The sequence below is a fragment of the Streptomyces sp. NPDC001678 genome (assembly GCF_042892945.1).
Taxonomy (GTDB): Bacteria; Actinomycetota; Actinomycetes; order Streptomycetales; family Streptomycetaceae; genus Streptomyces.
In genome coordinates this window covers 184,801-210,926 of record NZ_JBIAUP010000006.1, presented here as the reverse complement: position 1 = coordinate 210,926, position 26,126 = coordinate 184,801, and the positions used below count along the sequence as shown (strand labels likewise).

The 26,126-nt window shown below is 72.6% G+C and carries 24 protein-coding genes; 6 read left to right on the top strand and 18 right to left on the bottom strand.

The features are described from left to right. Positions 1 to 21: 21 nt before the first annotated feature. Complete coding sequence (locus ACFYZR_RS15240) at positions 22 to 1,614, bottom strand: serine/threonine-protein kinase (RefSeq protein ID WP_391910183.1); 1,593 nt, start codon at positions 1,612 to 1,614, stop codon at positions 22 to 24. A 389-nt stretch (positions 1,615 to 2,003) separates the two neighbouring features. After that, positions 2,004 to 3,710, bottom strand: a complete 1,707-nt coding sequence (locus ACFYZR_RS15235) for a glycerol-3-phosphate dehydrogenase/oxidase (RefSeq protein ID WP_391910181.1) — start codon at positions 3,708 to 3,710, stop codon at positions 2,004 to 2,006. Between the two features lie 350 nt (positions 3,711 to 4,060). Between ACFYZR_RS15235 and ACFYZR_RS15230 the strand changes: the two genes are divergently transcribed. Next, entirely contained in the window at positions 4,061 to 5,329 is a 1,269-nt protein-coding gene (locus ACFYZR_RS15230; RefSeq protein ID WP_391910696.1) for a nucleotide sugar dehydrogenase, read from the top strand. Positions 5,330 to 5,464: 135 nt separating this feature from the next. Here the strand turns inward: ACFYZR_RS15230 and ACFYZR_RS15225 are convergent, their stop codons facing one another. The 5 genes from ACFYZR_RS15225 to ACFYZR_RS15205 form a co-directional block, all read right to left on the bottom strand. Next, the gene (locus ACFYZR_RS15225) at positions 5,465 to 6,559 is read right to left on the bottom strand and encodes a rod shape-determining protein (protein WP_391910179.1); all 1,095 of its coding nucleotides are present in this window, start codon (positions 6,557 to 6,559) and stop codon (positions 5,465 to 5,467) included. A gap of 113 nt (positions 6,560 to 6,672) precedes the next feature. Then, the gene (locus ACFYZR_RS15220; RefSeq protein WP_126914644.1) at positions 6,673 to 7,800 is read right to left on the bottom strand and encodes a GuaB3 family IMP dehydrogenase-related protein; all 1,128 of its coding nucleotides are present in this window, start codon (positions 7,798 to 7,800) and stop codon (positions 6,673 to 6,675) included. Between the two features lie 222 nt (positions 7,801 to 8,022). Next, positions 8,023 to 9,525, bottom strand: a complete 1,503-nt coding sequence (guaB, locus tag ACFYZR_RS15215) for an IMP dehydrogenase (protein WP_391910176.1) — start codon at positions 9,523 to 9,525, stop codon at positions 8,023 to 8,025. A gap of 178 nt (positions 9,526 to 9,703) precedes the next feature. After that, positions 9,704 to 10,279: a sigma-70 family RNA polymerase sigma factor gene (locus tag ACFYZR_RS15210; RefSeq protein ID WP_206279852.1), complete on the bottom strand. Its 576-nt coding sequence runs from the start codon at positions 10,277 to 10,279 to the stop codon at positions 9,704 to 9,706. A 390-nt stretch (positions 10,280 to 10,669) separates the two neighbouring features. Further along, positions 10,670 to 11,281 carry a response regulator transcription factor gene (locus tag ACFYZR_RS15205; protein ID WP_003948568.1) on the bottom strand — a complete coding sequence of 204 codons (612 nt, stop codon included), beginning with the start codon at positions 11,279 to 11,281 and terminating at the stop codon, positions 10,670 to 10,672. Positions 11,282 to 11,687: 406 nt separating this feature from the next. Here ACFYZR_RS15205 and ACFYZR_RS15200 point away from each other — a divergent pair, with 406 nt between their 5' ends. Next, complete coding sequence (locus ACFYZR_RS15200; RefSeq protein WP_126914647.1) at positions 11,688 to 12,014, top strand: WhiB family transcriptional regulator; 327 nt, start codon at positions 11,688 to 11,690, stop codon at positions 12,012 to 12,014. A 204-nt stretch (positions 12,015 to 12,218) separates the two neighbouring features. Here ACFYZR_RS15200 and ACFYZR_RS15195 read toward each other — a convergent pair whose 3' ends face one another. Further along, entirely contained in the window at positions 12,219 to 13,130 is a 912-nt protein-coding gene (locus tag ACFYZR_RS15195) for a LysR family transcriptional regulator (RefSeq protein ID WP_391910173.1), read from the bottom strand. Between the two features lie 105 nt (positions 13,131 to 13,235). Here ACFYZR_RS15195 and ACFYZR_RS15190 point away from each other — a divergent pair, with 105 nt between their 5' ends. Both ACFYZR_RS15190 and ACFYZR_RS15185 read left to right on the top strand, forming a co-directional pair. Continuing rightward, positions 13,236 to 14,000 carry an MOSC domain-containing protein gene (locus tag ACFYZR_RS15190; protein ID WP_391910694.1) on the top strand — a complete coding sequence of 255 codons (765 nt, stop codon included), beginning with the start codon at positions 13,236 to 13,238 and terminating at the stop codon, positions 13,998 to 14,000. Then, complete coding sequence (locus ACFYZR_RS15185) at positions 13,997 to 14,770, top strand: SDR family NAD(P)-dependent oxidoreductase (protein WP_391910171.1); 774 nt, start codon at positions 13,997 to 13,999, stop codon at positions 14,768 to 14,770. The genes ACFYZR_RS15190 and ACFYZR_RS15185 overlap by 4 nt, the downstream gene beginning before the upstream one ends. A 109-nt stretch (positions 14,771 to 14,879) precedes the next feature. Here the strand turns inward: ACFYZR_RS15185 and groL are convergent, their stop codons facing one another. From groL to ACFYZR_RS15170, 3 genes are all read right to left on the bottom strand, one after another. Continuing rightward, positions 14,880 to 16,502: a chaperonin GroEL gene (gene groL / locus ACFYZR_RS15180; protein WP_391910169.1), complete on the bottom strand. Its 1,623-nt coding sequence runs from the start codon at positions 16,500 to 16,502 to the stop codon at positions 14,880 to 14,882. Between the two features lie 128 nt (positions 16,503 to 16,630). Next, positions 16,631 to 16,939, bottom strand: a complete 309-nt coding sequence (groES, locus tag ACFYZR_RS15175; RefSeq protein ID WP_004955293.1) for a co-chaperone GroES — start codon at positions 16,937 to 16,939, stop codon at positions 16,631 to 16,633. Between the two features lie 241 nt (positions 16,940 to 17,180). Then, positions 17,181 to 18,044 carry a polysaccharide deacetylase family protein gene (locus ACFYZR_RS15170; RefSeq protein WP_391910167.1) on the bottom strand — a complete coding sequence of 288 codons (864 nt, stop codon included), beginning with the start codon at positions 18,042 to 18,044 and terminating at the stop codon, positions 17,181 to 17,183. 87 nt (positions 18,045 to 18,131) lie between these two features. Here ACFYZR_RS15170 and ACFYZR_RS15165 point away from each other — a divergent pair, with 87 nt between their 5' ends. Beyond that, entirely contained in the window at positions 18,132 to 19,334 is a 1,203-nt protein-coding gene (locus ACFYZR_RS15165) for a methyltransferase domain-containing protein (RefSeq protein WP_391910165.1), read from the top strand. Between the two features lie 17 nt (positions 19,335 to 19,351). Here ACFYZR_RS15165 and tsaD read toward each other — a convergent pair whose 3' ends face one another. From tsaD to tsaB, 3 genes are read right to left on the bottom strand one after another with little or no spacing between them, the layout of a single operon-like run. Further along, on the bottom strand, positions 19,352 to 20,503 hold the full coding sequence (gene tsaD, locus ACFYZR_RS15160) for a tRNA (adenosine(37)-N6)-threonylcarbamoyltransferase complex transferase subunit TsaD (protein ID WP_391910163.1): 1,152 nt from the start codon (positions 20,501 to 20,503) through the stop codon (positions 19,352 to 19,354). Next, positions 20,487 to 20,981, bottom strand: a complete 495-nt coding sequence (gene rimI / locus ACFYZR_RS15155; RefSeq protein ID WP_391910692.1) for a ribosomal protein S18-alanine N-acetyltransferase — start codon at positions 20,979 to 20,981, stop codon at positions 20,487 to 20,489. Before rimI ends, tsaD begins: the two co-directional genes overlap by 17 nt. A 56-nt stretch (positions 20,982 to 21,037) precedes the next feature. Continuing rightward, positions 21,038 to 21,706 (bottom strand): tRNA (adenosine(37)-N6)-threonylcarbamoyltransferase complex dimerization subunit type 1 TsaB, encoded by a 669-nt coding sequence (gene tsaB, locus ACFYZR_RS15150; RefSeq protein ID WP_391910161.1) that lies wholly within the window; start codon positions 21,704 to 21,706, stop codon positions 21,038 to 21,040. A gap of 230 nt (positions 21,707 to 21,936) precedes the next feature. On the opposite strand from tsaB, the gene ACFYZR_RS15145 reads away from it, so the two are divergent. Beyond that, entirely contained in the window at positions 21,937 to 22,527 is a 591-nt protein-coding gene (locus ACFYZR_RS15145; RefSeq protein WP_391910159.1) for a hypothetical protein, read from the top strand. Positions 22,528 to 22,556: 29 nt separating this feature from the next. Here the strand turns inward: ACFYZR_RS15145 and ACFYZR_RS15140 are convergent, their stop codons facing one another. The 4 genes from ACFYZR_RS15140 to alr form a co-directional block, all read right to left on the bottom strand. Next, entirely contained in the window at positions 22,557 to 22,751 is a 195-nt protein-coding gene (locus tag ACFYZR_RS15140; RefSeq protein WP_391910157.1) for a hypothetical protein, read from the bottom strand. 154 nt (positions 22,752 to 22,905) lie between these two features. Continuing rightward, complete coding sequence (tsaE, locus tag ACFYZR_RS15135; RefSeq protein WP_391910155.1) at positions 22,906 to 23,439, bottom strand: tRNA (adenosine(37)-N6)-threonylcarbamoyltransferase complex ATPase subunit type 1 TsaE; 534 nt, start codon at positions 23,437 to 23,439, stop codon at positions 22,906 to 22,908. Positions 23,440 to 23,564: 125 nt separating this feature from the next. Further along, entirely contained in the window at positions 23,565 to 24,794 is a 1,230-nt protein-coding gene (locus ACFYZR_RS15130) for an alpha/beta fold hydrolase (RefSeq protein ID WP_391910153.1), read from the bottom strand. A 1-nt stretch (position 24,795) separates the two neighbouring features. Further along, positions 24,796 to 25,968 carry an alanine racemase gene (gene alr / locus ACFYZR_RS15125; RefSeq protein ID WP_391910151.1) on the bottom strand — a complete coding sequence of 391 codons (1,173 nt, stop codon included), beginning with the start codon at positions 25,966 to 25,968 and terminating at the stop codon, positions 24,796 to 24,798. Between the last annotated feature and the right edge of the window lie 158 nt (positions 25,969 to 26,126).

Sequence of the window (26,126 nt, the reverse complement as noted above, 5' to 3'; positions counted from 1 at the left end):
CGTCGCGCGAGCCGACGCGCGTCAGTTCGCGCGCGAGAAGCCGTCCGGACCGTCCAGGACGTCCCGGCCGGCGTACACCGGTGCGGTCGAGACGATCGCGGCCTTCTTGTGCTTCGTGGACGAACCGCCCTTGCCGTTGTCGTCGTTGCCACCGTTCACGGCGATGGCGATCACCGTGCCGATGACGGCGAGGACGAGCACGACCGCCGCGACGAGCAGCACACGGCGCGGTACGACGTCCATGAGCGAGGCCCGGCCGTAGGTCGTGCCGCGCACGTCGCGGGCGCCCCTGGCACCGGCCGCGACACTGCCGACCCGAAGCCTGACCGGCTGCCCGGCGCCCTCGGGCTCCGCGGTGACCGACGTGCCCGTGTCCGCGTCCCGCAGCGGCCGGAAGGCGCCCCGCGCCCGCTGGCCCGCCGCGCCGGCGGACGGCGAGCCGGACCGCGCGGCACCGGAGCCGGACACGCCTCCACCCCGGGAGGACGAGGCCGACGACGGCACCGACGAGGAACGCGAACCCGACACGCCGGAGGCCGAACCCGACGAGCCCGACGAAGAAGGCGAGGAAGACGCGGAAGTCGAGGCGCCCGAAGAGCCCGGGGACGCCGGCGCGGACGACCGCGCGCCGTCGTAGCCGTACCCGCCGCGGTCCTTCTTCGGCCGGGCCGGGCCCGCCGCGCGGACCGGCTTCTCCGGTATGGACGGCACGGCGATGGCCTGGGTGGCCTCGAGGTCGGGCTGGGGCTCGGGCGGCTTGGGCAGCCGCTCGTCCGGGGCGTTGACGGCGGCCGTCAGCAACGCCCGCGCCCCCGCCTCGTCCAGACGCTTCTGCGGGTCCTTGGCCAGCAGCCCGTACATGACCTCCGCCAGCGGGCCTGCGTTGCGCGGCGGGCCGAGGGGCTCGGTCATGACGGCCGTGAGGGTGGCGATGGCCGACCCCTTGTCGTACGGCGGGGCGCCCTCGACGGCCGCGTACAGCAGACCGCCCAGCGACCACAGGTCGGCGGGCGGGCCGGGCTTCTGGCCGCGGGCGCGCTCGGGGGATATGTACGAGGGGGCGCCGACGAGCATGCCCGTCGAGGTGACCGAGGGGTCGCCCTCGACCTGCGCGATGCCGAAGTCGGTGAGGACGACCCGGCCGTCGTCCGCGATGAGGACGTTGGAGGGCTTCACGTCGCGGTGGAGGATGCCCTCGCGGTGCGCGGCGCGCAGCACGTCGAGGATGGCGAGCCCGACCTCGGCGGCCCGGCGCCACTTCAGCGGGCCGTCCTCGCGGATGACGTCGGCGAGCGAGCGGCCCTCGATGAGCTCCATGACGATCCACGGACGGTCGTCCTCGTGCACGACGTCGTAGACGGTGACCGCGCCGGCGCTGCGGATCCGGGCGATGGCCTTGGCCTCGCGCAGCGTGCGCGTGATCAGGCGGCGCTTCTCGTCCTCGTCGATGTTGGCCGGAAAGCGCAGCTCCTTGACCGCGACCACGCGGCCCAGGGTCTCGTCCGTCGCCCGCCAGACCGTGCCCATGCCACCGCGCCCGAGGACGTCCCCGAGGCGGTATCGCCCGGCAAGGAGGCGCCCTGCCGTGCCCTGCGTCTGCTCCGCCTCCGACATGCGTCCCCTCTGGCAATCAGCTCTGCGACCAACCGACCCTGGCAGAGGGACCATTGTCTCTCATCCGCGGACCAGCGGAAGGCCAGGGTCCGAGAGCCCTGGTGAGGAGCGTGTGCCGACGCGCACCGTCAACCCCCGTCGCACGGCGGACGGAGCCTTCCGTACCGCGCCGGGACGGTGTCGAGGACAACGGGATGCGGTGGCGTCGTCGCCCGCTCCCCTGAACAGGACCTGTCACTCCCACAGGACTCGGTTCGGCGACGGGCGGTTCCCGAAGCTGCCGGGCTGTCACACACCGCTCATGAGCGCATCCCGTACCGGTGACCGGCGGTGGCGCATATCGGAGGACATCGACGGACATCATGAGCGCGACAACCCCGGACGGGCCGTCAGACCGGCTGGATGTCCGGCGCGCCCAGCCGGGCCGCGTCCGCCGTCAGGTCGTCGGGCTGCCGCTGCGACTCGCGCTCGGCCTCCACGCGCTTCTCGTAGTGCTCGACCTCCTTGGCGACCTGGGCCGCGTCCCAGCCCAGTACGGGCGCGATCAGCTCGGCGGCCTCGCGGGCGCAGCGCGTGCCGCGGTCGAAGGTCTCGATCGAGATCCGCGTCCGCCGGGTGAGGACGTCGTCGAGGTGGCGCGCCCCCTCGTGGGAGGCGGCGTAGACGACCTCCGCCCGCAGATAGTCCTCGGCGCCGGTCAGCGGTTCGCCCATCGTCGGGTCGGCGATGACGTAGGACAGCACCTCGTCCACCAGCGAGCCATAGCGACCGAGCAGGTGTTCGACCCGGGCGACGTGGAGCCCCGTGCGCCGGGCGAGCTGGGCGCGCCCGTTCCACAGGGCCTTGTACCCCTCGGCGCCGACGAGCGGCACGTCCTCGGTGACGCAGTCGGCCACCCGCTGGGCGAGCCCGTGCACCGCCTCGTCGACGGCGTCCTTCGCCATCACCCGGTACGTGGTGTACTTGCCGCCCGCCACGACGACCAGCCCCGGCACCGGGTGGGCCACCGTGTGCTCGCGCGAGAGCTTGCTGGTCGCGTCCGACTCGCCGGCGAGCAGGGGGCGCAGCCCGGCGTAGACGCCCTGGACGTCGTCGCGGCCGAGCGGCACGGCGAGCACCGAGTTCACGTGCTCCAGCAGATAGTCGATGTCGGCGCTGGAGGCGGCCGGGTGGGCCTTGTCCAGGTCCCAGTCGGTGTCCGTCGTCCCGATGATCCAGTGCCGGCCCCACGGGATGACGAAGAGCACGCTCTTCTCGGTGCGCAGGATGAGCCCGGTGGTGGAGTGGATCCGGTCCTTGGGGACGACCAGGTGGATGCCCTTGGACGCCCTCACGTGGAACTGGCCGCGCTCGGCGATGAGCTGCTGGGTGTCGTCCGTCCACACCCCGGTGGCGTTGACGACCTGCCGGGCGCGGATCTCGAACTCGCCGCCCTGCTCCAGGTCCCGCACCCGGGCGCCGACCACGCGCTCGCCCTCGCGCAGGAAGCCCACGACCCGCGCCCGGTTGGCGACGTCGGCGCCGTAGGCGGCGGCGGTGCGCACGAGGGTGGTCACGTAGCGCGCGTCGTCCATCTGGGCGTCGTAGTACTGGAGGGCGCCGACCAGCGCGTCCTTGCGCAGGCAGGGCGCGACCCGCAGCGCCTTCCGGCGGGTGAGGTGGCGGTGGGCGGGCAGTCCCCTGCCGTGGCCCGAGGAGAGGGACATGGTGTCGTAGAGCGCCACGCCCGCTCCGGCGTAGACCCGCTCCCAGCCTCTGTGCTGGAGCGGATAGAGGAAGGGCACCGGCCTGACCAGGTGCGGAGCCAGCCGCTGGAGCAGCAGCCCGCGCTCCTTGAGGGCCTCGCGCACCAGGGCGAAGTCGAGCATCTCCAGATAGCGCAGCCCGCCGTGGATGAGCTTGCTGGACCTGCTGGACGTGCCGGCCGCCCAGTCCCGCGCCTCGACGAGGCCGGTCACCAGGCCGCGGGTCGCCGCGTCCAGGGCGGTGCCCGCGCCGACGACGCCCGCGCCGACCACGAGGATGTCCAGTTCCCGCTCCGCCATTCGGGCGAGAGCCTCGCCGCGCTCGGCCGGGCCGAGTGTCGCTGTCCTCACCACTGCCTCCCGCCTGGCCGCTCCCGCCGTCGCCGCCGCCAACGCTGCCGGTGACCGCGCGGACGGAGCCGAGACCGTATGTCGTGACGCGTCCTCCTTCGATGCTGCCCCAGATCGGGCGCTCCGGCCGGGCCACGGACGGACGCACCGCACCCCGGCCCCGGACACTCACCGCGACGCGGCCCCACCGGGAAAGACCGAGAAATGCCGGATAGCAGTCATATACCGGATAACAGTCATATATCCGCCTAAGCTGATGTACCGGACCGTTTTCGCCGGGCACCCACCGGCCACCGGCCATCGCCTCCGGACGCCGCCTCCGGGAAGGACCGCATCCCGCCATGCCCGCCATGCCCGCAGATCTCGCCGTCATCGGCCTCGGTCACCTCGGGCTCCCCCTCGCCCAGGCCGCCACCGCCGCCGCCATCCCCACCGTCGGCTACGACACCGACGCCCGCACCGTCGCCGAGCTCCGCGCCGGACGGCTGCCCCCGGAGGGCGCCGACGGCATCACCGCGGGCCTGATCCGCCGCATGGTCTCCGCCGGTTTCCGCGCCACCACCGAGGACGCCGAGCTCGGCAGGGTCCGTACGGCCGTGATCTGCGCCCCCACCCGGCTGGGCGAGGACCGGGCACTCGACCTGAGCGCCGTCGTCGCGGCGGCCCGCGCCCTGGCGGCCCGACTCCGGCCGCACACCACCGTGATCCTGGAATCCGCCGTCTACCCCGGCACCACCGAGGACCTGCTGCGCCCCCTCCTGGAGTCCGGCTCCGGGCTGCGCGCCGGCCAGGACTTCCACCTCGCCTACTCCCCCAGCCGCCTCGACCCCGGCAACCGCCGGTACGGCCTGGCCAACACCCCCAAGGTCATCGGCGGCCTCACCCCCGCCTGCACCGAGGCCGCCGCCGCCTTCTACGGACGGATCTGCGAGAAGGTCGTCCGCGCGCGCGGCCCCCGCGAGGCCGAGGCCGTCAAGGTCCTGGAGACCAACTACCGGCACGTCAACATCGCGCTCGCCAACGAGATGGCCGTCTTCTGCCACGACATCGGCGTCGACCTCTGGGACGTGCTGCGCTGCGCGGAGACCAAGCCCTTCGGCTTCCAGTCCTTCCGCCCCGGCCCCGGGGTCGGCGGCCACGGCGTCCCCATCGACCCCAACTACCTCTCCTACAAGGGCCGCAGCCTCGGCTACCCCCTGCGCATGGTGGAGCTGGCGCAGGAGGTCAACGGACGGATGCCGCGCTACGTCATCCAGCGCTGCGCCACCCTCCTCAACGAGCACGGCAAATCCGCGCGCGGCGCCCGGGTGCTGCTGCTGGGCGTCAGCTACAAGGCCGACGTCGCCGACCAGGAGGGCTCACCGGCGCGCGAGATCGCGTCCCGGCTGATGGAGATGGGCGCCCTGCTCAGCTATCACGACCCCTACGCCGCCCAGTGGCGGGTCATGGGCCAGCCCGTACCGCGCGCCGACTGCCTCTACGAGGCGGCGGCGGCAGCCGATCTGACGGTGCTTCTCCAGCACCACCGCACGTACGACCTCCAGGGGCTCGCGGTCAAGGCCCAGCTGCTGCTGGACACCCGGGGCGCGAGCCCCACCGGAGCGGCGCACCGGCTGTGACGTACGCGTTCCCGCGGCGGTCCTTCGACTGCGGGCCGTCGGTGGCCGGTCGCGCCCACGCGGCGACAGCCGCATATCGACGCTGTCCCGCGCCCCTTCGGGGCGCGGTACCGCACCGGACTCCCATGAGTCCGCTCAGAGCCGGCCCGACAGCAGGCGCGGCTGGGCGTCCAGCACCGTGCGCATCGAGGCGAAGTTCTCCACGCAGCGGCCGGTGCCGACGGCGACGCAGTCGAGCGGCTCGTCCGCGACGAGCACGGGGATGTCGAGCTCCCGGCTCAGCCGGACGTCCAGGCCGCGCAGCAGCGCGCCACCGCCGGTGAGCACGATGCCCCGGTCCATGATGTCGCCGGAGAGCTCCGGCGGGGTCTCGTCGAGCGTCTGGCGCACCGCCATCACGATGGCGTCCACCGGCTCGGTGAGCGCGTGGCGGATCTCGTCGGCCGTCAGCTCCAGCGTCTTGGGCAGACCGCTGACCTGGTCCCGGCCGCGCACCGTCAGCCGGTCGCCGGGGCGCAGGCCCTGGGTCTCCTCCGGGTCGCCGCCGCCCGCGTCCGCGTAGCCGGTCGGCGAGGCCGAGCCGATGGTCAGCTTGATCTCCTCGGCGGTGCGCTCACCGATGGCGAGGGCGTACTCCTTCTTGACGTAGGAGATGATCGCCGTATCCATGGCGTCGCCCGCCGTGCGCACCGAGCGCGCGGTGACGATCCCGCCCAGCGAGATCACCGCGACCTCGGTGGTGCCGCCGCCGATGTCGACGACCATGCAGCCGGTCGGCTCGCTGACCGGCAGCCCCGCGCCGATCGCGGCCGCCATGGGCTCCTCGACCAGGTGCACCTGCCGGGCACCGGCCTGCGACGCGGCCTCGATGACCGCCCGCCGCTCGACGCCCGTGATGCCCGAGGGCACACAGACCACGACGCGCGGGCGGGAGAAGCGGCGGTTGCCCATGACCTTCTTGATGAAGTGCCGCATCATCCGCTCGGCTATCTCGAAGTCCGCGATGACGCCGTCCCGCATCGGCCGGATGGCGACGATGTTCGAGGGGGTACGACCGATGGTCTCCTTGGCCTCGGAGCCGACCGACAGCACACTGCCGTCCTCGGCGTTGACCGCGACGACCGAGGGCTCGTTGAGCACCACTCCCTTCCCTCGCACATACACCAGCGTGTTCGCGGTGCCGAGGTCGATACCCATGTCCCTGCCGCTGAACGACTTGCTTTGCGCCATAAGTCGCCAGTATTCCCTAAGATCGAATGCTTATACGGCACTAACGGCGGCGGCAGGCCATGCGAAAGGCCCGGCCTGCCGAAACAGACCGGGCCTTCGGAAAAGACGAAGCGTCAGCGCTTGTCGTGCTGCGACGGCGCGACCGTCACCTCGACGCGCTGGAACTCCTTGAGCTCGCTGTAGCCCGTGGTGGCCATCGCCCGGCGCAGCGCGCCGAAGAAGTTCATCGAGCCGTCCGGGGTGTGCGAGGGGCCGAGGAGGATCTCCTCGGTGGAGCCCACGGTGCCCAGGTTCATCCGCTTGCCGCGCGGCACGTCCTCGTGGACGGCCTCCATGCCCCAGTGGAAGCCACGGCCGGGGGCGTCGGTGGCGCGCGCCAGCGGGGAGCCCATCATCACGGCGTCGGCACCGCAGGCGATGGCCTTCGGCAGATCGCCGGACCAGCCCACGCCGCCGTCGGCGATGACGTGGACGTAGCGGCCGCCGGACTCGTCCATGTAGTCCCGGCGGGCGGCGGCCACGTCGGCCACGGCGGTCGCCATCGGGACCTGGATGCCCAGGACGTTACGGGTGGTGTGCGCGGCGCCGCCGCCGAAGCCGACGAGGACACCGGCCGCGCCCGTGCGCATCAGGTGGAGGGCGGCGGTGTAGGTGGCGCAGCCGCCCACGATCACCGGGACGTCGAGCTCGTAGATGAACTGCTTGAGGTTCAGCGGCTCGGCGGCGCCGGAGACGTGCTCGGCGGAGACGGTCGTACCGCGGATCACGAAGATGTCCACGCCGGCGTCGACGACGGCCTTGGAGAACTGCGCGGTGCGCTGCGGGGAGAGCGCGGCGGCGGTCACGACACCGGAGTCGCGGACCTCCTTGATGCGCTGCCCGATCAGCTCCTCCTTGATCGGAGCGGCGTAGATCTCCTGGAGGCGCTTGGTCGCGGCGGTCTCGTCCAGCTCGGCGATCTCGGCCAGCAGCGACTCGGGGTCCTCGTAGCGGGTCCACAGGCCCTCGAGGTTGAGCACGCCCAGGCCGCCCAGCTCGCCGATGCGGATGGCGGTCTCGGGCGAGACGACCGAGTCCATGGGGGCGGCCAGGAACGGCAGCTCGAAGCGGTAGGCGTCGATCTGCCAGGCGATCGAGACCTCCTTCGGGTCGCGGGTACGGCGACTCGGGACGACGGCGATGTCGTCGAACGCGTACGCCCGGCGGCCGCGCTTGCCGCGCCCGATCTCGATCTCAGTCACGTGTGTGGCCTTTCACTTTCCTTGGCGCTCCGTCTGCCGCATACCAGTATCCCCGACGCGGCGGAGCCCGCGGCCTGACGACCGCGGGCTCCCGAAGCGATGTATGAAGCTCCGCTGTACGAAGCTCCGACTACTACCGGCGGGAGTAGTTCGGCGCTTCCACCGTCATCTGACGGCACTGTCCGGGGGGCGACCCCCGGACCCCCGGCCGGGGGTCCGGCGTCAGCGACGCGAGTAGTTCGGCGCTTCCACCGTCATCTGGATGTCGTGCGGGTGGCTCTCCTTGAGGCCCGCGGACGTGATCCGCACGAAGCGGCCCTTGTCCTTGAGCTCCTGGATGTCGGCCGAGCCGACGTAGCCCATCGAGGCCCGCAGGCCGCCGACGAGCTGGTGGGCGACCGAGGACAGCGGGCCGCGGTAGGGCACCTGGCCCTCGATGCCCTCGGGCACCAGCTTGTCCTCGGAGAGGACGTTGTCCTGGAAGTAGCGGTCCTTGGAGAAGGACCGCGCCTGGCCGCGGGACTGCATGGCGCCCAGCGAGCCCATGCCGCGGTAGGACTTGAACTGCTTGCCGTTGATGAAGACCATCTCGCCCGGCGACTCCTCGCAGCCCGCGAGCAGCGAGCCGAGCATCACCGTGTCGGCGCCGGCGGCGATGGCCTTGGCGATGTCGCCCGAGTACTGGAGGCCGCCGTCGCCGATCAGCGGGACGTCCGCCGCGTGGCACGCCTGGGCGGCCTCGTAGATCGCGGTGACCTGCGGGACGCCGATGCCGGCGACGACGCGGGTGGTGCAGATCGAGCCCGGGCCGACACCGACCTTGACGCCGTCCACGCCCGCGTCGATCAGGGCCTGGGCGCCGTCACGGGTGGCGACGTTGCCGCCGACGACATCGACGTTGATGTTGGACTTGATCTTGGCGATCATGTCGAGGATGCCCCGGCTGTGACCGTGGGCGCTGTCGACGACCAGGAAGTCCGCGCCGGCCTCGACGAGCGCCTGGGCGCGCTCGAAGGCCTCGGCGCCGACGCCCACCGCGGCGCCGACGACCAGTCGGCCCTCGGCGTCCTTGGCGGCGTTCGGGTACTTCTCGGCCTTGACGAAGTCCTTGACCGTGATGAGGCCCTTGAGCACACCGGCGTCGTCCACCAGCGGCAGCTTCTCGATCTTGTGGCGGCGCAGCAGCTCGATGGCGTCCTCGCCGGAGATGCCGACCTTGCCGGTGACCAGCGGCATCGGGGTCATGACCTCGCGCACCGCGCGGCCGCGGTCCATCTCGAAGGCCATGTCACGGTTGGTGACGATGCCCAGCAGCTTGCCCGCCGGGTCGGTGACCGGCACACCGCTGATGCGGAACCGGGCGCACAGCGCGTCGGCCTCGGCCAGCGTGGCGTCCGGGCGGACGGTGATCGGGTCGGAGACCATGCCGGACTCCGAGCGCTTGACGAGGTCGACCTGGTTGGCCTGGTCCTCGATCGAGAGATTGCGGTGGAGCACGCCCGCGCCGCCCTGGCGGGCCATGGCGATGGCCATGCGCGCCTCGGTCACCTTGTCCATGGCGGCGGACAGCAGCGGGATGTTCACCCGTACGTTGCGCGAGACCCGGGAGGCGGTGCTCACGCCGTTCGGCAGGACCTCGGAGGCGCCCGGCAGCAGCAGGACGTCGTCATATGTCAGACCGAGCATCGCGAATTTCCCGGGCATTCCGTCGACGTTGTCAGTCATGACACCTTCCCAAATGGTCTTGCCCCAGCGAGGACTACCATGCTAACGGCCGTGGCGGGTGTCCCATTCCACGAGCTCTGAGGCTCACGTCACTTGGATGTTCCTATAAAAGGACCGCCGGTCGGCGCGTCCGTGCGGTGTGCGCGTCCCGGTGGGCCGGGACGCGCACACCCCGCGCTCACTGTTCCGCGAGCGCCCTGAGCCTGCTGAGCGCGCGGTGCTGGGCGACCCGGACGGCGCCGGGTGACATTCCCAGCATCTGTCCGGTCTCCTCGGCCGTCAGCCCGACGGCGACGCGCAGCAGCACGAGCTCGCGCTGGTTCTCCGGAAGGTTGGCGAGCAGCTTCTTCGCCCACTCGGCATCGCTGCTGAGCAGCGCCCGCTCCTCGGGCCCGAGCGAGTCGTCGGGCTGTTCCGGCATCTCGTCGGAGGGCACGGCCGTGCTGCCCGGGTGGCGCATGGCGGCGCGCTGGAGATCGGCGACCTTGTGCGCGGCGATGGCCACGACGAAGGCCTCGAAGGGGCGCCCCGTGTCGCGGTAGCGCGGCAGGGCGCACAGAACGGCGAGACAGACCTCCTGGGCGAGGTCGTCCACGAAATGGCGGGCGTCGCCCGGCAGCCGCGACAGGCGCGTACGGCAGTAGCGCAGGGCGAGGGGGTGCACCAGGGCGAGCAGATCGTGGGTGGCCTGCCGGTCGCCCTCCACCGCGCGGGCGACGAGCGCGCCAATGGCGGTGGTGTCGTCGTCGCGCATCGGTCCATGGTGCCCCGGCGCCGGATTCTCCGTGGCACCGCCCTCGTGGTTGTGCATCGAACCGTTACGCGTCGGTGTCCTCGCACTCACGTCTAGCGCCTCCCCCTTTCGGGTATGCCCGCCCCAGCACTCACGACTCCACCGATAGCTTGCACCCGTGCCAGAGGGCACGTGGCAGGGCTTGTCCGTCATGAGGTCTCTTCTGGCCGAGCGAGAAACCTCGGCCTCCGCCGGGGAGGAGTCACACCTCAAGGATGCGGCATCCCTCGAGCTTTCGGCGTCGGGCCGGCGACGCGACGAGGTCGCGGTGCGCACCACGGGGGTCGCGGTGGGCACCACCCGCCCGGGTGGCGCGCACCGCGACCTCGAGACGCTGCGCGCCACACCGCCTCAGCGGACCAGGCCCCAGCGGAAGCCGAGGGCCACCGCGTGCGCCCGGTCCGAGGCGCCGAGCTTCTTGAACAGCCGCCGCGCGTGGGTCTTCACCGTGTCCTCGGAGAGGAAGAGCTCCCGGCCGATCTCCGCGTTGGAGCGGCCGTGGCTCATCCCCTCCAGCACCTGGATCTCCCGCGCGGTGAGCGTGGGCGCGGCGCCCATCTCCGCCGAGCGCAGCCGCCGGGGGGCGAGCCGCCAGGTCGGGTCGGCGAGCGCCTGGGTCACGGTGGCGCGCAGCTCGGCGCGCGAGGCGTCCTTGTGGAGATAGCCGCGCGCCCCGGCGGCGACCGCGAGCGCGACCCCGTCGAGGTCCTCGGCGACCGTGAGCATGATGATGCGGGCGCCGGGGTCGGCGGAGAGCAGCCGGCGCACGGTCTCCACACCACCGAGTCCGGGCATGCGTACGTCCATCAGAATGAGGTCCGAACGATCGGCGCCCCAGCGGCGGAGGACTTCCTCGCCGTTGGCCGCCGTCGTCACGCGCTCGACGCCGGGCACGGTCGCCACCGCGCGACGGAGCGCTTCTCGGGCAAGCGGGGAGTCGTCGCAGACGAGGACGGATGTCATGGCCGCCCTCCGCAGCTGATGCGCGTCACCTTGAGCCTCCAGAGGCTGGTACTGGTCGTCACCTTGTGCGGTCGACGGCACCCGGGCCCTGCCACCCGCCCGACTGCTTCACGCGTCAACCGCCTCCGCACTCTCAACGACGGTCACCCGAAAGAGTTACGGGCTTGGTCGGCCGTGTTCGGCACTCTACGTGAGGGCGCGGACACGGAGCAGGGCGCACGGGGGGCGCCCGGCTCACCAGCCAAGCTATGCACCATTTGCCCAGTCGGACCCGTATTTCTTCCCATTTGCTGGTAACTGTGGCTAGATTCGCAATGAGTCATATTTTCATCTGCTCACACGACAGTCACGACGGATGTACGGACACGGGCACTGCATCGGACAGATCGTTTCGAGGGGATAAGCAATGGCAGATTTCTCCCGCCTTCCCGGTCCCAACGCCGACCTGTGGGACTGGCAGCTCCTGGCGGCGTGCCGAGGGGTCGACAGCTCGTTGTTCTTCCACCCCGAGGGCGAGCGCGGCGCGGCGCGCAGCGCCCGTGAGACCTCCGCGAAGGAGGTGTGCATGCGCTGCCCTGTACGCGCCGAGTGCGCGGCGCACGCGCTGGCGGTGCGGGAGCCTTATGGCGTCTGGGGCGGCCTGACCGAGGACGAGCGCGAGGAGCTCATGGGGCGCGCGAGGCACCGGCCCATCTCGGCGAGCGGCGCGGGCGCCGGCGCGATGACCGCGTGAGCGCCTGCGGCTGCGCTTCCACTGACGACCGCGCCCCCGTACGCCCCTGCACGCCCGGCCGTCGCCGCATTGGTGGGCGCTCCCGCGCCGACCGACAGCGTGTTCCGGCCGGTCCCACGCCCGCGCCCACGGACGGGACCGCGCCCGTACACCCGTCGCCCCGCTTCGGGCCGTGCCCTCGCGGCAGGCGCCCGGTGCCGGCGCTCAGCGGGTCGCGGCCGCCGCGAGGCGGTTCAGCATGGCCCCGACCGCCGGCACCCTGGCCAGGTCCGGGAGGGTGAGGGCGACGATCTCCCGTTGCACGACCGGCTCCACCGGCACCGTCCGCGCCCCCTTGGGCCGTACCGACTCCAGCGCCAGCTCGGGCATGACCGCGACCCCGAGCCCCGCCCCGACCAGGCCGAAGACCGCCGGGTAGTCGTCCGTCGCGAAGTCGATGCGCGGGGTGAAGCCCGCGCTCTCGCACACCTCCACCAGATGCCGCCGGCAGCGCGGGCAGCCCGCGATCCACGGCTCGTCCTCCAGCTCGGCGATCCCGATCCGCTCCGCCCCGGCCAGCCGGTGCCCCTCGGGCACCACACCGATGAGGCGGTCGGTCAGCAGCGGCCGGACGACCAGGTCGTCCCACTCCGCGCCGGCCGCCGGGTCCGCGCCGCGCACCTCGGGGTAGCGGAAGGCGAGCGCGATCTCGCAGTCGCCCTCGCGCAGCATCTCCACCGAGCGCGGCGGCTCCGCCTCGACGAGGGAGATCTGGGTGCCCGGGTGGGCGGCGCGCATCTCCGCGAGCGCGCTCGGCACGAGCGTGGAGCTGCCACTGGGGAAGGACACCAGCCGCACCCGGCCGGCGCGCAGCCCGGCGATGGCGGCGATCTCCTCCTCGGCGGCGGTCAGCCCGGCCAGGATTCCCGTGGCGTGGCGCACCAGGGCCTCGCCCGCCTCGGTCAGCCGCATCTCCCGGCCCGTACGGACCAGCAGCGGCGTGCGCGCGGACTGCTCCAGGGCCTTCATCTGCTGACTGACGGCGGGCTGGGTGCAGCCGAGCTCCCGGGCCGCGGCCGAGAACGAACCGGTGGCGGCCACCGCGCGCAGCACCCTCAGATGACGTGCCTCGATCATAGAACCGAGCATAAGGCCACCTTGGGGTTGGCGTGAAATATTCACTCGCCGCTTTGAGCGTGTGCCTCTTAGGCTTGATCCATGGATCGCGCCACGGCTTCCCCCATGCGTCTGCTCTCCCTCAACGTCGGCCGGGCCCGGACCTCGGGCGATCGCCCGGGCCACGAGGGCGCCTTCGCCGACGGGCTGGCGAGCGGCATCGACAAGCGCCCCGTCCCCGGCCCGGTCGCCGTGGCCGCCCCCGGCCCGAAGGGCACCGCGGGCAGCGGCCTCGCGGGCGACGCGGTGGTCTCCCTGCGCCACCACGGCGGGAACGACCAGGCGGTCTACGCCTTCGCCCGGGAGGACCTCGACGACTGGGAGCGGGCGCTGGGCCGCCCGCTGCCCCACGGCGCCTTCGGGGAGAACCTCACCACCCTCGGGGTCGACGTCAACGGCGCGCGCATCGGAGAGCGTTGGCGCATAGGTACGGATCTGCTGCTGGAGGTCACCTCTCCGCGCATCCCCTGCCGGGTCTTCGCCGACTGGCTGGGCGAGTCGGGCTGGATCCGCCGCTTCACCCAGGAAGCCGCGCCCGGGGCGTATCTGCGTGTCATCCAACCCGGTGAGATCCGCGCGGGCGACCCCATCACCGTCGTCCACCGCCCCGCGCACGAGGTGACCGTCTCCTACGCCTTCCGCGCGCTGACGACCGATCAGCCGCTGCGGGCCGGTCTCCTCGCGGCGGGCGACGCGCTCCACCCCGAGCTGCTGGAGAAAGCCCTGGCGTACAGAGAGCGTCAGAATCGCGCCACCGGGCGTCCGAAGACGCGGCCGGAGGCAGGAGAGGGCAGCCGGGAGGGTGTGCCGAGCACTAACGTTCCCGTATGACGACTGCACTGATCACGGGAGCCACCGCGGGCATCGGCGCGGCCTTCGCCCGGCGGCTGGCGGCCGACGGACACAATCTGGTCATCGTGGCCCGCGACGAGAAGCGGCTGAGCGAACAGGCGACGGAGCTCCATGACCGCCACCGCGTGGAGGTGGAGGTGCTCCGCGCCGACCTGTCGCGGGAGGAGGACATCGCGGCGGTCGAGGCCCGGCTCTCTGATCGCAAGAACCCGGTCGACCTGCTGGTCAACAACGCGGGCTTCGGCAACAAGGGCCGTTACCTCGAGGTCGCGATGGCCGACGAGCTGACGATGCTCAAGGTGCACTGCGAGGCGGTGCTGCGGCTGACCTCGGCCGCGGCGGCCGGCATGCGGGAGCGCAGACGCGGCGGTGTGGTCAACGTGGCCTCGGTCGCCGCGTTCGTCCCCCGGGGGACATACGGGGCGAGCAAGGCGTGGGTGGTGCAGTTCACCCAGGGCGCCGCGCGGGATCTGGCGGGCAGCGGGGTGCGGATGATGGCGCTCTGCCCCGGCTTCGTCCGGACGGAGTTCCACCAGCGGGCCGGCATGGGCACGGACAACGTGCCCGGCTGGATGTGGCTGGACGCCGACAAGCTGGTCGACGCGGCGCTGAAGGACCTCGCCCGCGGCAAGGCGCTGTCCATCCCCGACCCGCGCTACAAGGCGCTGACCGGTCTGCTGAAGCTGGCCCCCCGCCGCGCGGTCTCGCGTGCCGGCGCGACGACGGGCCGCCGCTACGGGCCCAACTGACGGCGCCGTACCCGACGACGCCGTACCCGACGGAAACGGACCGGGGCCCGGCCTCCCCACGAGGGAAGCCGGGCCCCGGCCGTATCACCCGAACGGGCGAAGGGTTGTGTCAGTGGGCGTGGCCGTGACCGTGACCGGCCTCGGCGGGCTCCTCTTCCTTCTTCTCGACGACCAGGGTCTCGGTCGTGAGCAGCAGGGAGGCGATGGACGCGGCGTTCTCCAGGGCGGAGCGGGTGACCTTGACCGGGTCGATGACGCCGGCCTTCACCAGGTCGCCGTACTCGCCGGTCGCGGCGTTGAAGCCCTGGCCCGCCTCGAGCTCCGCCACCTTGGAGGTGATGACGTAGCCCTCGAGGCCGGCGTTCTCGGCGATCCAGCGCAGCGGCTCGACGGCGGCGCGGCGGACGACGGAGACACCGGTGGCCTCGTCGCCGTCCTTGCCCAGGTTGCCCTCGAGGACCTTGACGGCGTGGACCAGAGCGGAGCCACCACCGGAGACGATGCCCTCCTCGACCGCGGCGCGGGTCGCGGAGATGGCGTCCTCCAGACGGTGCTTGCGCTCCTTGAGCTCGACCTCGGTGGCCGCGCCCACACGGATGACGCAGACGCCACCGGCGAGCTTGGCGAGGCGCTCCTGGAGCTTCTCGCGGTCCCAGTCCGAGTCGGTGGACTCGATCTCGGCCTTGATCTGGGCGACGCGGCCCTGGACGTCACCGGCGTTGCCGCCACCGTCGACGATGGTGGTGTCGTCCTTGGTGATGGTCACGCGGCGGGCGGTGCCCAGCACGTCCAGACCGGCCTGGTCGAGCTTGAGGCCGACCTCCTCGGCGATGACGGTGGCACCGGTGAGGGTGGCCATGTCGCCCAGCATCGCCTTGCGGCGGTCGCCGAAGCCCGGGGCCTTGACGGCCACGGCGTTGAAGGTGCCACGGATCTTGTTGACGACCAGGGTCGACAGGGCCTCGCCCTCGACGTCCTCGGCGATGATCAGCAGCGGCTTGGAGCCACCCGCCTGGATGATCTTCTCCAGCAGCGGGAGGAGGTCCTGGATGGAGGAGATCTTGCCCTGGTGGATCAGGATGTACGGGTCGTCGAGGACGGCCTCCATACGCTCCTGGTCGGTGACCATGTACGGCGAGAGGTAACCCTTGTCGAAGGCCATGCCCTCGGTGAAGTCGAGCTCCAGGCCGAAGGTGTTGGACTCCTCGACGGTGATGACACCGTCCTTGCCGACCTTGTCCATGGCCTCGGCGATCAGCTCGCCGACCTGCTTGTCCTGCGCGGACAGCGCGGCGACGGCGGCGATGTCGGCCTTGTCCTCGATCGGACGGGCGGTGGCCAGGAGCTCCTCGGAGACGGCCTTGACGGCGGCGTCGATGCCCTTCTTCAGGGAGGCCGGGGAGGCGCCGGCGGCGACGTTGCGCAGACCCTCGCGGACCAGCGCCTGGGCCAGCACGGTGGCGGTGGTGGTGCCGTCACCCGCGATGTCGTTGGTCTTGGTCGCCACCTCCTTGACGAGCTGGGCGCCCAGGTTCTCGTACGCGTCGTCGAGCTCGACCTCGCGGGCGATGGTGACACCGTCGTTGGTGATGGTGGGGGCGCCGAACTTCTTGTCGATGACGACGTTGCGGCCCTTGGGGCCGATCGTCACCTTCACGGTGTCGGCAAGCTTGTTGACGCCGCGCTCAAGGGCGCGACGGGCGTCCTCGTCGAACTTCAGGGTCTTGGCCATGGGGTACGTATCCTTCGCCGGGTCTCAAAACGAACCGCGCCCCCGGCGCCCGGCTGTGCAGGCACGGGAACCAGGGGCGCTGTTCACAAGCTGTTCAAGCTTCGAAGGCTCACTGAGCCTCGGGTGAACTACTTCTCGATGATCGCGAGCACGTCGCGAGCCGAGAGGACGAGGTACTCGTCACCGTTGTACTTCACCTCGGTGCCGCCGTACTTGCTGTAGAGCACGACGTCGCCGACCTTCACGTCGAGCGGCAGGCGCTCGCCGTTCTCGAAGCGGCCCGGGCCCACGGCCAGGACAGCGCCCTCCTGGGGCTTCTCCTTGGCGGTGTCCGGAATGACCAGGCCGGAGGCCGTGGTCTGCTCGGCGTCGAGCGGCTGGACCACGATGCGGTCCTCGAGCGGCTTGATGGCAACCTTGGAGCTGGCGGTCGTCACGATCCGACCTCCCCCTTCGGAGATCTCACGGGGTTAACTGTCTGAGGTGGCGACCAGGAGGCCCGTCGTCGCGGGTGCCGGAACCTGCCCGTCGCTGTGTTTGGCACTCACCGGTGGAGAGTGCCAACGGAGCCGAGACTATGACGCGGTTAGCACTCGGTCAAGCGGAGTGCCAATTCGGCGTGCGGCGAGCTTTGATCTACCCCGTGGGCGGGGGCGTACTCCTGAGCCCTCCGAGTCCTCACAGATAGTCCTCCAGGCGGGCCACCGTGAAGCCCTGCGCCTGGATGCTGCGCAGCATGTTGGTCACCATCCTGGTCATCGTGGTGCCCTTGAGCTCCTGGGGCCCGCGGAAGTGGGCCAGGACGATGTCGCCGGGCCGGAGCCCGCCGCCCTCCGCGTAGCGCATGTCGTTGATCTGCATCGTCGCCTCCCACAGCACGACCGCGCGCACCCCGCAGCCGGCCGCGGCGGTGAGCGTGGCGTCGTTGTAGTTGCCGTAGGGCGGGCGGAAGAGGGCCGGGCGGCCGCCGAGCCGCTTCGCCAGGGCGTCCTGCTGCCCGCAGATCTCGCGCTTCTGCGCCTCGGCGGAGAGGGTGCGCAGATTGGGGTGGGAGAGGGTGTGGTTGTCGATGCCGTTGCCGAGGGCCCGGAGCTTCTCGAAGTAGCCGTAGCCCGCGCCCGCGCGGGCGATGTCGTCCGTCAGGAACATCGTGAACGGCACCTTGAGGTCCGCCGCCATCCTCAGGAACTCCGGGTCCTTCTCGGCCCCGTCGTCGAAGGTCACGAAGACGACCTTGTCCCGGGTGGGCACGCGCCGGATCACCTGCGGCGTCGCGCCCGGCTTGAACCCGTCGGTGAGCTTCTTCGCGGGCGGGGCCGGGGGCGCGGCCAGCGGCTTGTCCAGGCCCCAGCGGCGGTACGCGTCGGGGGCCGCCGGGGAGGCGGGGGCGGAGGAGGGCGCGGCGGGCGTCCCGGCCGCCCTGTGCGGCTTCTCCGGGCCGCCGGAGGAGGAGCCGGAGCATCCGGCGAGGACGCCGGTCAGCAGCAGTGCGGCGGAGGCGAGGGCGGCGGCGCGTATTCGGCCGGAAACAGACGGGCTCACATACACGATTCTTGTTCACTCGTTCGAGTACCGCACGGGCCCCCTCACCCTCCTCCGGCTGCCCGCGCCACGAGAGGTGGCGGGAGAATGAGACACGTGCCCGCACCGAACGCCCCCGCCACCGATGCCTTCGTCGCCCTCCTGACCGACGAGGGCCGCGCCCTCCTCGACGAGCTGCGCGACTTCGACCCCGCCCAGGAGCTCGCCACGGCGACCCGGCTGCGCCGCGACCACCCCGCCGAGCTGGTGTCGGCGGCCCTCGGACAGGCCCGGCTGCGGCAGCGCGCGGTCGCCAAGTTCGGCGCCGAGGACGCGTACCGCATGTTCTTCACCCCGAACGGCGTCGAGCAGGCCACGCGGTCGAGTGTGGCCGTCTACCGGGCACAGCGTTTCTCCGCACTCGGCGTGCGCCGCCTCGCTGATCTGTGCTGTGGCATCGGCGGCGACGCGATCGCGCTGGCCCGCGCCGGCATCGAGGTGCTGGCCGTCGACCGCGACCCGCTGACCTGCGAGGTCGCCCGCGCCAACGCGGCCGCGCTGGGCCTGTCCGAGCTGATCGAGGTGCGCTGCGCCGATGTCGCGGAGGTCGACACGTCCTCGTACGACGCCGTCTTCGTCGACCCCGCGCGGCGCGGCGGCCGGGGCCGGATCTTCGACCCGGAGGCGTACTCGCCCCCGCTGTCCTGGGCGATCGAGGCGGCCCGTACGGCCCCGCACGCGGCCCTGAAGATCGCCCCGGGGGTGCCCCACGAGGCGGTCCCCGAGGACGCGGAGGCCGAGTGGATCTCGGACGGCGGCGATGTGAAGGAGGCCGTGCTGTGGTTCGGCACGGACCCCGCCGCGCGGCGGGCGACCCTGCTGCCGGGCGGCGCGTCCCTGGTGGGCCGGGGTCTGCCGGACCCGGCCGTCCGGCCCGTGGGCCGCTACCTCTACGAACCCGACGGCGCGGTCATCCGCGCCCACCTGGTGGCGGAGGCCGCGGCGGAGCTGGAGGACGGCGGGCTGATCGACGAGACGATCGCGTATGTGACGAGCGACGGGCTGCGGGATTCCGCCTACGCGGCCGCGTACGAGATCACGGACGTGCTGCCGTTCAACCTGAAGAAGCTCAAGGCGATCGTGCGGGAGCGCGGCATCGGGGTCGCCGTCATCAAGAAGCGGGGCTCGGCGGTGGAGCCGGAGGAGCTGCGCAAGAAGCTCAAGCTCTCCGGCCCCCACTCGTGCGTCATCGTGCTGACGCGGGTGGCGGGCGCGCCGGCCATGCTGCTGGGGCGGCCGGCCCGGGCGTGACCCGGACCGGCGGACCCTCACTCGTAGAGGTTCTGCTTGCTCAGCTCGTGCACGTGGTCGTGGTCGTGCGCGTGGCCGTGGTCATGACCGTGACCGTGCTCATGGTCGTCCCCATGAGCACCCGGCACGTGCGTCTCCGTCACCGGCAGCGACGAGTCCGCCGACAGGTCCCACGACGAGGCCGCGCGGCCCCGGGCGACCATCTCGGCGCCCAGCGCCGCCACCATCGCGCCGTTGTCGGTGCACAGCTTCGGGCGCGGCACGCGCAGGGTGATGCCCGCGTCCTCGCAGCGGCGCGCGGCCATGGCGCGCAGGCGGGTGTTGGCGGCGACGCCGCCGCCGATCATCAGGTGGTCCACGCCGTGGTCCTTGCAGGCGCGGACGGCCTTGCGGGTCAGGACGTCGACGACCGCCTCCTGGAAGGAGGCCGCGACGTCCGCGACCGGCACGTGCTCGCCGGCCGCGCGCTTGGCCTCGATCCAGCGGGCGACCGCGGTCTTCAGGCCGGAGAAGGAGAAGTCGTATATGGGGTCGCGGGGGCCGGTCAGGCCGCGGGGGAAGCGGATGGCGTCGGGGTCGCCCTCGCGGGCGTAACGGTCGATGACCGGGCCGCCGGGGAAGCCGAGGTTCAGCACCCGGGCGATCTTGTCGAAGGCCTCGCCCGCCGCGTCGTCGATCGTCGAGCCGAGCGGGCGGACGTCCGAGGTGATGTCGGGCGCCAGCAGCAGGGACGAGTGGCCACCGCTGACCAGCAGGGCCATCGTGGGCTCGGGCAGGGCGCCGTGCTCCAGCTGGTCCACGCAGATGTGCGAGGCGAGGTGGTTGACGCCGTAGAGGGGCTTGCCCAGCGCGTAGGCGTACGCCTTCGCCGCGGAGACGCCGACGAGCAGGGCGCCCGCGAGGCCGGGGCCGGCGGTGACCGCGATGCCGTCGAGGTCCTTCGCGCTCACGCCCGCCTCCTTCAGCGCGCGCTGGATGGTCGGGACCATGGCCTCCAGGTGGGCCCTGCTGGCGACCTCGGGGACGACGCCGCCGAAGCGGGCGTGCTCGTCGACGCTGGACGCGACCGCGTCGGCGAGCAGCGTGTGGCCGCGGACGATACCGACGCCGGTCTCGTCGCACGAGGTCTCGATGCCGAGGACGAGGGGTTCGTCAGTCTTGCGAGCCATGGGACATTCCTTGCACTGCGGACAGGGGATCGGAGAGGCGCATCACGAGCGCGTCGATGTTGCCGGGCTGGTAGTAGCCGCGGCGCACGCCCACGGGCTCGAAGCCGAAGCGTTCGTAGAGGCGCTGGGCGCGGGTGTTGTCGACGCGCACCTCGAGCAGCACCTCACGGCACTCGAAGGCGTTCGCGGTGGTGAGGAGCTCGGTCAGCAGGCGGGCGCCGAGGCCCGTGCTCCAGTACTCCTTGGCCACGGCGATGGTCTGGACGTCGCCGGTGCCGTCGACGGCGGCGAGGCCCGCGTAGCCGACGACCCTGACCGCCCCGGCCTCGTCCAGGACCTCCGCGACGACGTAGCGGCGGTTGGCGTTCGCCCCGCGCGCGTGGGCGAGCTCCGACCAGAACAGGCCCTTGGACCAGGCGTCGTGCGGGAACAGCGCACGCTCCAGCTCCAGCACGGGAGCGATGTCCCACCAGCGCATCTCACGGACGCGGACGGTGGCTGCTGCTGCGGCGGCGGCCGCTTCTGCCGGCCCGGTCACTGCGGGGTGACCACCTTGTAGTTGGCCGGCACCTGGGCGTCGGGGCGGCGCAGGTACAGCGGCTGGTCCGGCAGGAACTCCCCGCCCGTGCGGAGCTTCTCGGCGGCCAGCGCCGCCAGCGCGGCCGCCGACTGGTGCTGCGGCAGCTCCTCGCGCACGTCCGAGAAGGCGTCCCGGTAGAGCACCGCGCCCGCGCCGACGGCGGTCAGGCCCGCCAGGCGCTCGGTGAGCTCGGCGGGGCGGTCCACGGCGGGCTCGGTGATCCGGGTCCGGGCGTCCGCGTAGCGCGCCCAGTAGACCTCCTTGCGGCGGGCGTCCGTCGCCACGACGAACTCGCCCGTGAGCCCCTGCTGCCCGGCCGCGTACGCGATGCCGTCCAGCGTGCACAGGCCGTGGACGGGAACGGACAAGGTGGCGCCGAAGGTGGCGGCCGTGACGATGCCGACGCGCAGACCGGTGTACGGGCCGGGGCCCACGCCCACGACGATCCCGGTGACGGCGTCGAGCTTGGTGCCCGCCTCACGGAGGACCCGGTCGACGGCGGGCAGCAGCAGCTCCCCGTGCCGGCGGGCGTCCACCTGGGTCGACTCGGCGACGACGGACTCGCCGTCGTGGAGGGCGACGGTGACAGCGGGGGTGGCGGTATCCAGAGCGAGCAGCAGCACGTGACAAGCCTACGGCGCACCGAGGGGCGGGCGGCGCGCGCATGGGCCCCTGGCCGGGGGCGCGGCGGGGGCGCGAGCGGGTGCTACGGTCAGCCGCATGGCCGTACGAAGCCGCGATACGGCGGGCCCGCACAGGCCGGCACGGCAGCGCCGGGACGGCGGCGGGGCAGCGGCGACAGCACACGGCAGCACAGCGGTACTAGCAGCACGCGGGACGAAAGGTGCGCAGCGTGGCACGTAGCAGCTCGGGGATCATCGTGGCCACGCTCACGGCGGCGGCCCTGGCCGGGGTCGGTTTCCTCGCCTTCCAGGCGGAGGCCGCGCCCGACCACCCCGCCGCGCACGCCTCGGGCCAGGCCGCAGGCAAGGCGAAGGACGGCGAGCAGGGCAAGGACAAGGCCGCCGGCGCCGGCGGGCAGGAGCAGGGCAAGGCGCCGAACGCGGTCCCGGAGAACTCCGGCACCGGTCTGCGCGTCGTCTACGGGCTCGCGCAGAAGCGGGTGTGGCTGGTCGGCTCGGACGGCAAGGCCACCCGTACGTTCGAGGTCGCGCCCAGCACCGTGAGCCCGCCTCCGGGCAGCTACGTGGTCACCTCGCGCACGCCCACGGTCACCGGCTCGGACGGCGTCCCCATCGAGCACGTGGTGCGCTTCCACCGGGACGCGGCCGGGGTCGTCTTCGGCTTCAGCGCGGCCGTGGACGGCTCCTCGCCCAACCCGGACTCGACGAAGAAGACGGGCGGCATCCGCGAGCAGCCGGCCGACGGGCGGGCGATGTGGGAGTTCGCGGTGAACAACACGCCGGTCGTCGTCGTCCCGTAGCTCTTCGAGCTCTTCGGCTCCTGGCTCTTTCAGGCGGCGTCGCGCGCGGCGCCGCCTTCGTCGTCCACGTCCACGTCCCCCGTGGCGGGCTCCGGCGCCCTCGGGGGCGTGGAGACGGCGTCGGCGGCGGCACAGGCCGCCAGGAGGTCGCGCACCGACAGGGGGCGCTGCTCGTTCGTCCCGGTGGCGGCGGTGGGAGTGGGCTCGGGCTCGTGGGCCGACATGCATGCCTCCTGGGGCGGCTCGGGCCGGTCGGAGGCGCCACGGCCCACCTTCTACTTAGGCAGACCTAACCGACCCTCCTGCCCTCCATGTGACCACGCCCGGCATCGCGCGCGCAACATCTTGCCGACGGCCTGTCGGAACGAGCTCCGTCCGCTACCCCAGAGGCGCGAGATCCACGCCCGCCCAGCGGGCACCGATGCCGCTGACGGTCACGCTGCGTACGTCATCGGCGTCCTCGTCGCCCCCGGCCGGGGCGTCCGCACCCACCGCGCGCTCGATCACGACCCGCAGGCGGTCCTCGGACAGCTCCTCGACCTTGCCGTCGCCCCACTCCACGACGATCACCGACTCGGGCAGCGAGACGTCGAGGTCCAGGTCCTCCATCTCGTCCAGCCCGCCGGACAGCCGGTAGGCGTCGACGTGGACGAGGGCCGGGCCGTCGCCCAGCGGCGGGTGGACCCGGGCGATGACGAAGGTCGGGGACGTGACGGCACCGCGCACGCCGAGCCCCTCGCCGAGCCCCCGCGTCAGCGTCGTCTTGCCGGCGCCCAGCTCCCCGGAGAGCAGCACGAGATCACCGGGCCGCAGCAGCGTGGCGAGTCTGCGGCCCAACTCCCGCATGTCTTCGGCGGACTTGACCGTGAGCGTCGCCGCGGTGGCGGCGGATGGAGTGTGCGGGGCGTTCATATCCGCCGATGGTAACGCCCGCGTTGTGGGCAATCGTTCCGCCTAGGGCGGAACGGGTGGGCACAACGCCGAACGACGGCGTCGGCCACCCCGTACCTCAGCCCCGGTGCGGGGTGCCCGGAAAGCTATTCGGGTGCCGCCCGGTGGGCGGTTGGTGCCCACCCGTTCCGCCCTGCGGAACGACTGCCCACCAACCGCGCGAGGTGCCCGGACACCAGGTCCGGAACCTCGAGCATCACCAGATGCCCCGCCCCCGGCACGATCACCAGCTCCGCCTCCGGCAGCGCCTCCCCGATGGCCCGGCTGTGGTCGCTCGGCGTGACCATGTCCTTCTCGCCCGCCAGGACCAGCACCGGCCGCCCCTCGAACGCCGCCAGCGCCGCCGCCTTCTCGTGCTCCGCGAAGGCCGGATAGAACTCGGCGACCACGTCCACCGGCGTCGCCTCGATCAGCCGCTCGGCGAACCGCGCCACCGCGGGGTCGACGTCCCGCGCCCCGAACGAATAGCGCTTGATGATCCCGCCGATGAGCTCGGCGGCCGCCCGCCGACCCTTCTCCACCAGATCGGTCTGGGTCAGCATCAGCCTGAACGCGCCCGGCAGGACCGTCCGCCGCAGCACGTTCATCCCCATCGGCGGCAGGCCGTACGTCACCTCGCCCATCCGGCCCGAGGACGTGCCGACGAACGCGGCGGCGACCACGCGCCCGGCGATCAGCTCCGGGTACTGGGCGGCGAGGGCCATCGTGGTCATGCCACCCATCGAGTGCCCCACCAGCACCAGCGGCCCCTCGGGGGCGGCGGCGTCGACGACGGCCTTCAGATCGCGGCCGAGGAGGTCGATGCTGACCGGCTCGCCCGCCTCGCGCTGGCCCTTGCCGCGCGCGGAGCGGCCGTGGCTGCGCTGGTCCCAGAAGACGGCGCGCACACCGGCGGCGCGCAGGGCGGCGCGCTGGAAGTGCCAGGAGTCCTGGCTGAGGCAGTAGCCGTGGCTGAAGACGACGGTGAGCGGCGGTTCCGGGCGGCGCCCGAAGAAGCCCTTGCCCTTACCGGAAGCGGGGGCCTCGGGCTCGTCCACCTCGTAGTGGAGCTCGGTGCCGTCCTCGGCGAGGGCCGTGCCCGGGGTGCCGCGCAGCGTCCCGTACGGGCCGGCCGAGTCGAGGGCGAGGCGTGCCTTGCGGCGCATGCCACGCCCGACGGTGAGCCGTTCCACGGCGACCCCGACCGCGGCCCCGGCGGCGACGACCCCGACGGCCGCGCCCGCGATGCCCGCTCCCCGCCGCCAGGCGGCGCCGCCCAGGACCTCCACGGCCCCCGCCGCCACCGTGCCCGTACTGTCGCCGCCGCCCTCGCTCATGTCAGGCCCCCGTGTCCTCGAACGTGTCCTCGACGTCGTTGTCTCCGACATAGACGCGCGGCACACGCGCGGAGATGCGCGTGACGACTTCATAGGCGATGGTTCCGGTCGCCCGCGCCCAGTCCTCGGCGGTCGGCTCGCCGTCGTCGCCGGGGCCGAAAAGCACCGCCTCGTCGCCGGGGGCCGCGCTGTCGCCGCCCAGGTCGACCACGAACTGGTCCATCGCGACCCGCCCGGCCACCGTGCGCCACTTGCCGCCCACCAGCACCGGGCCGGTGCCGGAGGCCGCGCGCGGGATGCCGTCCGCGTAGCCGACGGGGACGAGCGCGAGGGTCGTCTCACCGGGGGTGGTGTACAGATGGCCGTACGAGACCCCGTGCCCGCCCGGCACCCGCTTCACCGAGGCGAGGGACGCGGAGAGGGTCATCACCGGCCGGATCCCCAGCTCCTCGGGGGTGCCCAGCTCGGGGCTCGGGGATATCCCGTACATCGCCACGCCGGTGCGGACGAGGTCGAAGTGGGCCTCGGGGAGGGTGAGGGTGGCCGGGGAGTTGGCGATGTGCCGGACCTCGGGGGTCAGGCCCTGGGCCTCCGCGTAGGCGATGGCGTCCTTGAAGACGTTCAGCTGGGCCCGGATGGAGGGGTGGCCCGGCTCGTCGGCGCAGGCGAAGTGCGACCAGATGCCGGTGGCCTTGATCAGCCCGGCCGTCTCGGCGTCGCGCGCGGCGGCGACGAGCCGCTCCCAGTCGCCGGGCTGGCAGCCGTTGCGGCCGAGACCGGTGTCGATCTTCAGCTGGACACGGGCGACACGGCCGGTCGCGCGGGCGGCGGCGGTGACCTCCTCCAGCGCCCACAGGCCGCTGACGGAGACGTCGATGTCGGCCTCCAGGGCCTCCCGCCACGGATCGCCGGGCGTCCACAGCCAGCACATCAGCCGGCCGGTGTCACCGGCGGCGCGCAGGGCGAGCGCCTCGTGCGGCGTGGCCGTGCCGACCCACTCGGCTCCGGCCTGACGGGCGGCCCTGGCGCAGGGCACCGCGCCGTGGCCGTAGGCGTTCGCCTTGACGACGGCCATCAGCTGCGCCCGGGGGGCGCGGGCGCGCAGAGCGCGTACGTTGGCCCGCAGGGCGGCCAGGTCGACCACGGCTCGGGCGCGCATCGGTGTCTCAGTCATCGCAGCCAGTCTCTCAGGCCGGGGCCGGAGGAGCCCCCTGCCCCGCCCTTTCACCGTTTCCCGGGGCTCCGCCCCGGACCCGGGGGGGCTGGGGGCGGAGCCCCCAGTTCCGGGAAGTGGGGGCACCTCCCAGCGGTAGCTGGGGGAGGGATCGGGGA

Excerpts from the sequence above, each read along its gene's own strand:
- ACFYZR_RS15240 (WP_391910183.1), bottom strand. The coding sequence starts at position 1,614 with ATGTCGGAGGCGGAGCAGACGCAGGGCACGGCAGGGCGCCTCCTTGCC.
- ACFYZR_RS15230 (WP_391910696.1), top strand. The coding sequence starts at position 4,061 with ATGCCCGCAGATCTCGCCGTCATCGGCCTCGGTCACCTCGGGCTCCCC.
- ACFYZR_RS15225 (WP_391910179.1), bottom strand. The coding sequence starts at position 6,559 with ATGGCGCAAAGCAAGTCGTTCAGCGGCAGGGACATGGGTATCGACCTC.
- guaB (WP_391910176.1), bottom strand. The coding sequence starts at position 9,525 with ATGACTGACAACGTCGACGGAATGCCCGGGAAATTCGCGATGCTCGGT.
- ACFYZR_RS15210 (WP_206279852.1), bottom strand. The coding sequence starts at position 10,279 with ATGCGCGACGACGACACCACCGCCATTGGCGCGCTCGTCGCCCGCGCG.
- ACFYZR_RS15205 (WP_003948568.1), bottom strand. The coding sequence starts at position 11,281 with ATGACATCCGTCCTCGTCTGCGACGACTCCCCGCTTGCCCGAGAAGCG.
- ACFYZR_RS15200 (WP_126914647.1), top strand. The coding sequence starts at position 11,688 with ATGGCAGATTTCTCCCGCCTTCCCGGTCCCAACGCCGACCTGTGGGAC.
- ACFYZR_RS15195 (WP_391910173.1), bottom strand. The coding sequence starts at position 13,130 with ATGATCGAGGCACGTCATCTGAGGGTGCTGCGCGCGGTGGCCGCCACC.
- ACFYZR_RS15190 (WP_391910694.1), top strand. The coding sequence starts at position 13,236 with ATGCGTCTGCTCTCCCTCAACGTCGGCCGGGCCCGGACCTCGGGCGAT.
- ACFYZR_RS15185 (WP_391910171.1), top strand. The coding sequence starts at position 13,997 with ATGACGACTGCACTGATCACGGGAGCCACCGCGGGCATCGGCGCGGCC.
- groL (WP_391910169.1), bottom strand. The coding sequence starts at position 16,502 with ATGGCCAAGACCCTGAAGTTCGACGAGGACGCCCGTCGCGCCCTTGAG.
- ACFYZR_RS15165 (WP_391910165.1), top strand. The coding sequence starts at position 18,132 with ATGAGACACGTGCCCGCACCGAACGCCCCCGCCACCGATGCCTTCGTC.
- tsaD (WP_391910163.1), bottom strand. The coding sequence starts at position 20,503 with ATGGCTCGCAAGACTGACGAACCCCTCGTCCTCGGCATCGAGACCTCG.
- rimI (WP_391910692.1), bottom strand. The coding sequence starts at position 20,981 with ATGCGCTGGTGGGACATCGCTCCCGTGCTGGAGCTGGAGCGTGCGCTG.
- ACFYZR_RS15140 (WP_391910157.1), bottom strand. The coding sequence starts at position 22,751 with ATGTCGGCCCACGAGCCCGAGCCCACTCCCACCGCCGCCACCGGGACG.
- tsaE (WP_391910155.1), bottom strand. The coding sequence starts at position 23,439 with ATGAACGCCCCGCACACTCCATCCGCCGCCACCGCGGCGACGCTCACG.
- ACFYZR_RS15130 (WP_391910153.1), bottom strand. The coding sequence starts at position 24,794 with ATGAGCGAGGGCGGCGGCGACAGTACGGGCACGGTGGCGGCGGGGGCC.
- alr (WP_391910151.1), bottom strand. The coding sequence starts at position 25,968 with ATGACTGAGACACCGATGCGCGCCCGAGCCGTGGTCGACCTGGCCGCC.